8 protein-coding genes and 1 riboswitch are annotated in these 8000 nt (G+C 70.0%); of the genes, 4 read left to right on the top strand and 4 right to left on the bottom strand.

Annotated features, from left to right (window positions below; genetic code table 11):
- The 4 genes from AB0O34_RS26425 to AB0O34_RS26410 all read left to right on the top strand — a co-directional run.
- The coding region (locus AB0O34_RS26425) for a choice-of-anchor D domain-containing protein (protein ID WP_363919724.1) at positions 1-2876 on the top strand (2876 nt) is incomplete at its 5' end.
- A gap of 677 nt (positions 2877-3553) precedes the next feature.
- A complete protein-coding gene (locus AB0O34_RS26420; protein WP_363919722.1) occupies positions 3554-3760 on the top strand; it encodes a hypothetical protein in 207 nt (68 codons plus the stop codon).
- A 39-nt stretch (positions 3761-3799) separates the two neighbouring features.
- Positions 3800-4429 carry a class I SAM-dependent methyltransferase gene (locus AB0O34_RS26415; protein WP_363919720.1) on the top strand — a complete coding sequence of 210 codons (630 nt, stop codon included), beginning with the start codon at positions 3800-3802 and terminating at the stop codon, positions 4427-4429.
- Positions 4430-4664: 235 nt separating this feature from the next.
- Complete coding sequence (locus tag AB0O34_RS26410; RefSeq protein WP_363919718.1) at positions 4665-5249, top strand: XRE family transcriptional regulator; 585 nt, start codon at positions 4665-4667, stop codon at positions 5247-5249.
- Positions 5250-5276: 27 nt separating this feature from the next.
- Here AB0O34_RS26410 and sigJ read toward each other — a convergent pair whose 3' ends face one another.
- From sigJ to crcB (AB0O34_RS26390), 4 genes are all read right to left on the bottom strand, one after another.
- On the bottom strand, positions 5277-6215 hold the full coding sequence (gene sigJ, locus AB0O34_RS26405) for an RNA polymerase sigma factor SigJ (protein WP_363919716.1): 939 nt from the start codon (positions 6213-6215) through the stop codon (positions 5277-5279).
- 137 nt (positions 6216-6352) lie between these two features.
- On the bottom strand, positions 6353-6721 hold the full coding sequence (gene crcB, locus AB0O34_RS26400; RefSeq protein ID WP_363919714.1) for a fluoride efflux transporter CrcB: 369 nt from the start codon (positions 6719-6721) through the stop codon (positions 6353-6355).
- Entirely contained in the window at positions 6718-7074 is a 357-nt protein-coding gene (locus AB0O34_RS26395) for a DUF190 domain-containing protein (RefSeq protein ID WP_363919712.1), read from the bottom strand. The genes crcB (AB0O34_RS26400) and AB0O34_RS26395 overlap by 4 nt, the downstream gene beginning before the upstream one ends.
- Positions 7071-7640 (bottom strand): fluoride efflux transporter CrcB, encoded by a 570-nt coding sequence (gene crcB, locus AB0O34_RS26390; protein WP_363919710.1) that lies wholly within the window; start codon positions 7638-7640, stop codon positions 7071-7073. The genes AB0O34_RS26395 and crcB (AB0O34_RS26390) overlap by 4 nt, the downstream gene beginning before the upstream one ends.
- A 113-nt stretch (positions 7641-7753) precedes the next feature.
- Positions 7754-7830, bottom strand: a riboswitch (Fluoride riboswitch).
- Between the last annotated feature and the right edge of the window lie 170 nt (positions 7831-8000).

Here is an 8000-nt window from a genome sequence, read left to right as displayed (position 1 = left end):
CCCTCGCGGGCGCCGGCCCCTGGTACAGCGTGCTCACCGGGCGCCACCCCACCCAACGCAACCGGGGTGTGGGCGTCTACGGCAAGTACGTCCAGGGCGGCGGCTACGGCGGCGAGATCCGGCCGCAGGAGGCCGGCGGCCCGAGCCGGAACGTCACGCTCAAGGACTTCGCGATCATCGGCGAGATCACCGAGCGCGAGGACAACGACCAGGTCAACGCCATGGGCGGGGCGATGACCGACTCGGTCGTGGACAACGTGTGGATGCAGCACACCAAGGTCGGTGCCTGGATGGACGGCCCGATGGACAACTTCACCATCAAGAACAGCCGCATCCTGGACCAGACCGCCGACGGTGTGAACTTTCACACCGGCGTGACCAACTCGACGGTGACCAACACCTTCGTGCGCAACACCGGTGACGACGGCCTCGCGATGTGGCCGGAACGGGTGCCGAACGTCAACGACTCCTTCACGCACAACACGGTGATCCTGCCGATCCTGGCGAACAACATCGTCACCTACGGCGGCAGGGACATCAAGATCACCGACAACGTGGTCTCCGACACCATCTCCAACGGCGGCGGCATCCACATCGCCAACCGCTACCCGGGCGTCAACTCCGGCCAGGGCACCGCGGTCGCCGGCACGATCACCGCCGCGCGCAACACCCTGCTCCGGGCGGGCAACAACGACTACAACTGGCACTTCGGCGTCGGCGCCATCTGGTTCAGCGGGCTGAACGAGCCGGTGAACGCGACGATCAACGTCACCGACACCGACATCCTGGATAGCTCGTACGCCGCCATCCACTTCATCGAGGGCAGCACCAAGACCGTCAACTTCAACAACGTCAACATCGACGGCACCGGTACGTACATGATCCAGGCGCAGTCGGGGGCCACGACGACGTTCACCAACGTCAAGGCCAACCACATCGGCGCGGGCGTCGCCATCCACAACTGCGTCGGGACGAGCTTCACGCCGACCGTCGGCACGGGCAATACCGGCTGGAGCCCCACCTCCACCACCTGCACCGGCACCTGGCCCGACCCGAACTACATCTACCCCGGCGGCGGGGGCACCACGGGCGGCCTGTCCGGGTCCCCCGGCCTCGTGTCCTTCGAGGCGCGCCAGGTCGGCAGCACCAGCCCCGCGCAGGCCGTCACCATCTCCAACGGAGCCACCACGGCGGCCCCGATCGGCTCGGTGAGCGTCAGCGGCGACTACGCGCAGACCAACAACTGCGGCACAACGCTGGCCGCCGGCGCGTCCTGCACGGTCAACGTCACCTTCAAGCCCACCGCGACGGGCACCCGCACAGGAACGCTCACGGTCGCCAGCAGCGCCCCCGGCGGTCCGGTGACGGTCAGCCTGACCGGCAGCGGCACCAACGGCGTCGCCCTGACCGCCTCCCCCGGCAGCCTGTCGTTCGGGTCGCGGCAGTCCGGGTCGACGAGCCCGGCGCAGGCCGTCACCGTCACCAACAACGGCACCGCCCCGGCGACCCTGAGCGGCGTCACCACCACCGGCGACTACGCCCAGACCACCACCTGCGGCGCCACCCTGGCCGCCGGCGCGTCCTGCACGGTCAACGTCACCTTCACCCCGACCGCCTCGGGCAGCCGCCCGGGCACCGTCAAGGTGGCGAGCAACGACGTGAACAGCCCCCTGACGGTGAACCTCTCCGGCAGCGGCATCACCTCGACCACCAACCTGGCCCTCGGCGCGACGATGACGGCCAGCAGCTCCATCGGCGGCTTCCCGCCCGGCAACGCCAATGACGACAACACCGCCACCTACTGGGAGTCCAACAGCAACGCCTTCCCGCAGTGGCTGCAGGCCGACCTCGGCACCGCCCAGAGCATCGGCTCCATCACCCTGAAGCTGCCGCCGCCCTCGGCATGGGCGACCAGGACGCAGAACCTGTCCGTCGAGGGCAGCACCAACGGCACGACCTGGACGACGCTGAAGGCCTCCGCCGCCTACACCTTCAACCCCGCGACCGGGAACACCGTAACCATCCCCCTCACCACCGCGAGCGCGCGGCAGGTCCGGCTGAACTTCACCGCCAACTCCGGCTGGCCCGCGGCGCAGGTCGCGGAGTTCCAGATCTTCCCGGGCGGCGGTGGCCCGGCGCCGACCGTGTCCCTGGCGGCCTCCCCGTCCGGCCTGGCGTTCGCGGCCACGACGGTCGGCAGCACCAGCCCGGCGCAGGCCGTGACGGTCACCAACAACGGCACCGGATCGGCGACGCTCGGCACGGTCGCCACGACCGGTGACTACGCCCAGACCAAGACCTGCGGCGCCACCCTGGCCGCCGGCGCGTCCTGCACGGTCAACGTCACCTTCACCCCGACCGCGACGGGCACCCGCACGGGCAACCTGAGCGTCGCCAGCAACGACCCGAACGGCCCGCTGACCGTGGCCCTCACCGGCACCGGCGGCACCGCTCCTGTCACCAACCTGGCACAGGGCAGGCCGACCACCGAGACCAGCCACTCACAGACGTACGGCTCGGGCAACGCCGTGGACGGCAACGCGAGCACCTACTGGGAGTCGGCCAACAACGCCTTCCCGCAGTCGGTCACCGTCGACCTCGGCTCGGCCGTCAGCGTCGGCCGCGTCGTGCTCAAGCTGCCCCCGGACGCCGCCTGGGCCACCCGCACCCAGACGCTCACCGTCCTCGGCAGCACCGACGGGACGAACTTCACCAACGTCGTCGGTTCGGCGACGTACACCTTCAACCCGGCCACCGGCAACACGGCCACCATCACCTTCCCGGCGACCAGCAGGCGCCACCTGCGCCTGACCTTCACCGCCAACAGCGGCTGGCCCGCCGGCCAGGTGTCGGAGTTCGAGGTCTACGCCTCGTAGTCCTTTGATCCCGGGAGTGCCGGAGGTGGCGTGCGCGCCTCGTCCGGCACTCCCTCCAGAGCACGAGCAGCGGCTCCCGTCCGGCACGGTCGACCTCGAACGCGTACAGCGTGGGCCGGCCGCCGAGGCCTCATTTGCCGACTCGGCAAGAAATTTTGTCACTTTCGCGTGCGCGGGCGGATCATCTCCGGTGAACGGAGGTGCCGCACGCATGAACGAACAGACATTGACCGCTGTCCCCAAAGCCACTACGACGTCGTGGTGGTGGGAGGTGGCGCCGCCGGGCTGAGCGGGGCGCTGACCCTCGCCAGGGCGCGGCGATCCGCTCGCCGTCCACCAGGCCCTGCTGTGGCGGCAGTGGAGCAAGAACGTCACCTTCTTCGCCCATACCGCGCCGGACTTCAGCGAGGAGGAGTACGGGCAACTGGCGTCCCGCGACATCGCCGTGGTACGCGGAACGGTGGCGAAGCTAGAGGTGGCGGACGACCGGCTCACTGGCGTCCGCCTGGCCGACGGCCGGGTGATCTTCTGCGAGGCCCTGGCGGTCCTTCCGCGCCTCACCGCCCGCGCCGGCGTCCTGTCCAGCCTGGGCCTCGCGGCGACCGAGCAGGAGATGGGAGGACAGGTGATCGGCAGCTACATCGCAGCCGATGGCCCGGTGCGACGGAGCTCCCGGGGTGTGGGTGGCGGGCAACGTCGCCAACCTCACCCAGCGGGTCATCGGCGCCGCCGGTGAGGGCGTGCGCGCCGCCGCGGCCATCAACACCGACCTGATCGGCGAGGAGACCCGCCGGGCCGTCGCCGGCCGCAGGCTCCCCTTCTCCGCGCGGATGGAACGGGAGGCATCCGAGCGCGTGCTCGGCGACCGCCGGCACGGTCTGTGACCCCCGCCTCGACCCCAAGACACCAAGGAGAGCACGAACATGACCGACAGCACCACGGACGCGGAGTTCTGGGACGCCCGCTACAGCGAGAGCGACCAGATCTGGAGCGGGAACCCCAACACCGTGCTGGTCCGTGAGGTCACCGGCCTCGCGCCGGGCAGAGCCCTTGACCTCGGATGCGGCGAGGGAGCCGACGCCATCTGGCTGGCGCGGCAAGGATGGCACGTCACCGCCGTCGACATCTCCCGCGTCGCCCTCGACCGCGCGGCCCTGCACGCCACCGCCGCCGATGTCACCGGCCGCATCGACTGGCAGTGGCATGACCTGGGTGCGTCCTTCCCCGCCGGGGTGTTCGATCTCGTCTCCGCCCAGTTCCTGCACTCCTATGGGGACATGCCGCGAGAGAAGATCCTGCGCACCGCCGCCTCGGCCGTCGCCCCGGGCGGGGTCCTGCTCATCGTCGGGCACGCGGGGCACCCCTCCTGGGAGCACGACCACCCCGACGTGCACCTGCCCACGCCGGAAGAGGTCTTCGAATCCCTCGACCCGCGGGAAGGGGAATGGGAGGTGCTGCTCAGCGACGAGCACGAGCGGATCCAGAACGACCCCGACGGGCAGCCGACCACCCGCACGGACAACACACTCAAGATCCGGCGCCTGGCCGGGTGAATCGATAAAGCCGTTGCTCTCCGTGGCGGCCGTCTGCTGCACTGATCTCTTGCTGAGGTTCTGCACTTCGATCACCTGGTTCAGGTTAGGAACCCGGGCCCTCGCGAGCAGTCCTCGAAAGTCGCCGCCTCCGCCGACCGAAGTCGACACCTCCCGGTGAGCGAAGTGGGCCATTCTGGGCTTGAGCCTGGACGCAGAAGAGCAAACAACATTGCTGACCTGGCAAAGTGTGGATATGGACGACGATCTGGACAAGGTTCTCACCGCTGTCGGGCCACGGTTGCGGGCGCTCCGCCGGCAGCGCGACATCACGCTGGCCGACCTGTCCGCGGAGACCGGCATCTCCGTCAGCACCCTGTCGCGGCTGGAGTCCGGGCAGCGCCGGCCGAACCTCGAACTGCTGTTGCCACTGGCCAAGGCCCACGGCGTCCCGCTCGACGAGCTCGTCGGCGCACCCCCCACCGGAGACCCGCGCATCCACATGCGCCCGATCACCCGCCACGGCAGGACGATGGTGCCCCTGACGGGGCGGGCCGGCGGGCTCCAGGCCTACAAGCAGGTCATCCCCGCCGACCGCCACCCCCAGACACCGGATCCCCAGGTGCACGAGGGCTACGAATGGCTCTACGTACTCAACGGACGGCTGCGGCTCGTCCTCGGCGAGCAGGATCTGGTGCTCTTCCCCGGCGAGGCGGCCGAGTTCGACACCCGCGTACCCCACTGGTTCGGCAGCGTCGGCAGCGAACCCGTCGAGTTCCTGTGCCTGTTCGGCAGGCAGGGCGAGCGCGCCCACGTCCGCGCACGGCCCCAGCCGAAGTGACCCCCGGCACGATCTTCCTTCCGGTGTTCAGCCGACGTGCGAAAGCTTGTCCGGGTTGGTCACGGCGTAGACGCCGCGCACCTGGCCGCCGTCGGGGGTCAGGTCGAGGACGATGACCGCGAACAGAGCATCTCCCGACATCAGCAGCGCCGACGGGTCGCCGTTGACGCTCCGGATGCGGACGCCGAGATCCCGGATGGGACGCCTGGTCGAATCGCCGATGATCAGGCGGGCGACCTTGTCACGGCCGTGGATCGGCCGCAGGCCCGCCGCGCGCGCCTTGCCGCCGCCGTCGGCCCACAAGGTCACCTCGGGTGCCAGGACCTCCATGAGCGCGTTGAGGTCGCCGCCCATAACTGCGGCGAGGAAGCGTTCGGTCACCTGGCGGCGGACCCGCGGATCCGCCTGGTAGCGCGGGCGCCGGGCGTGCACGTGCTCGCGGGCGCGGTGCGCGAGCTGGCGGATCGCCGAGGGGCTGCGGTCGAGGATCCCGGCGATCTCGGTGTGGGCGTAGCCGAACACCTCGTTCAGAACGAACACCGCCCGCTCCAGCGGGGTGAGCGTCTCCAGCACCACCAGCAGTGCCATCGACACCGACTCGGCTCGCACGGCCGGTTCGGAGGCGTCACCGGCATCGGCCGCGATCGGGGCGCCGTCCGGCGGGGTGACGAGCGGTTCGGGCAGCCAGGGCCCGACGTACTCCTCCCGGCGTCGGCTGATGGTCGCCTGGCGGGCCAGCGCCCGGTTGACGGCGATCCGCACCAGGTAGGCGCGCGGGTTCTCGATCTGCCCGCCCGTCGGCGACCGGCTCCTCGGCACCCACGCCAGCCACGTCTCCTGCAGCACGTCCTCGGTGTCGGCGACGCTGCCCAGCATGTTGTAGACGATGGAGAACAGCAGCTCGCGGTGGCCGACGAAGATCCGCGTCGCCGTCTCCTCCGGGGCCCCTGGCGGGGTGTCGGACATCCTTGGTTCCTCCTGCCGCGGTCGCTACGGTCACATCCTGAGAGCGCCGGCGGCCCGGGAGTGTGACACCGCTCCCCTGATGTGACCCACATCTCGCCCATGAGTCCCCGGATCGCACCCCGGCCCAGGGCCACCGGTCAGGCGAGTACGGCGAGCGCGTACCCCGCGGCGGCGGACAGGACGCCGAGGAGCAGGCCGCCCAGGGCGTTGAGCCCGGCGGCGAGGATCGAGCCCTCTTCGAGCAGGCGCGTCGTCTCGAAGCCGAAGGTGCTGAACGTGGTGAGCGCGCCGCAGACGCCGGTGCCGACGAAGAGCGGAATCTCCTGGGGGATGGCCATCCTGGTTCCCAGCCCTACGAGGAATCCGAGGACCAGCGAGCCGACGAGGTTGACGGTGAGGGTGCCCCAGGGGAAGACCGTGTCGTGGCGCTTCTGGATGAAGCGGTCAAGGAGGTATCGGGCCGGCGCGCCGAGGGCTCCGCCCGCGAAGACGAGCAGGACCGTCATTCGCCGGCCTCGGTCTCGGCCTTCCTGCCGATGTAGCGGTAGACGTCCACCGGATCCATGATCACCAGTCCTTCCGTGACGAGCTCGTCCAGTTCGGTCATGAACTCGGTGATCTTCTCCTCGACGTCCACGATGACGATCGCCACCGGCAGGTCCTCGCTGAGCGACAGCAGCCTGGTGGTGTGGATCAGCGAGGAGGCGCCGAAGCCCTCGACCCCGCGGAACACGCTGGCCCCGGCCAGGCCGTGCGCGTGGGCACGGTGCACGATCTCGGTGTACAGCGGCCGGTGCCGGTACTGGTCAGTCTCGCCAATGAAGATCGTCAGGCGGACGGCTCTGCCGTGCAGCCTCATCGGGAACTCCTCTCGTCGCGAGATCGCCGCGCGGGGATGCCCGCCAGGCCGCGTGCCAGCGCCATCCCGCACCAGACCGCGACCAGCCCGGCCAGCAGGCTGCCCACCGCGTACGAGTCGGCCACGGCCCATCGCCCCTCGCGGGCCAGGCGCAGGATCTCGGTGGTGAAGGTGGAGAACGTCGTGTAGCCCCCGAGGAAGCCGACCCCGAGAAAGGGCCGCACGTAACGACTGGGCGGCCACACATTCAGGACGAACACCATCAGCAGGCCCAGCGCGAAACAGCCCGTCACATTGGTCAGAAAAGTCGCCCATGGGAAGTGGCCGGCGGGCGTCGGGATCGCCTGGCTCACCAAATAACGGGCAACGCTGCCGAGCCCGCCCCCCAGGGCGATCACCACGAGCACGCCCAGGGCCCCTGCCCGGCGCCTGCCGGGACGGGCCTCGAAGACGTTCCGCTCCGGATGCCCTCGCTCGTGCGCGACGTCGACGTCCGAGTCGATCGGCAGGTCGCTCCCGCTCGGCGGATCCGGATCGAAGTGGTCCCCAGACGGACGCGCTGTCACACGCCACTCCCTTCCATACCGGTCGGCGGGAGCGCGGAGCCGGTGGCGGCCGGTCGCGTGACCAGGTACGAAGAAGGTCTCATAAGCTGCCCCCGCTCGCGGCAATGCCCGACGTGTCGTCAGGAACCATCAGCCGGGAGGCGATTCGGGCGGCGACACCGCCCCGGCGGGATCCATCGCCGTGGTGGGCATTCTACCGCCGGAAGTCCGGTAAAATGTCCCTGCGGCATCCGGCTGAACGCGACACGCCACCCGCGGCCCCTTCTGGACTGAGGTCACCGTCCACGGCCGCGCGTGCTTCGCCAGGGTGCCTCTCACGGTGAGGTGCTTCCACCGTGCCGTCCACGGTTCACGAAGGTC

Source organism: Sphaerisporangium sp. NPDC088356 (assembly GCF_040685555.1).
Lineage (GTDB): Bacteria > Actinomycetota > Actinomycetes > Streptosporangiales > Streptosporangiaceae > Sphaerisporangium.
This window is presented reverse-complemented; position numbering and strand designations above follow the sequence as displayed.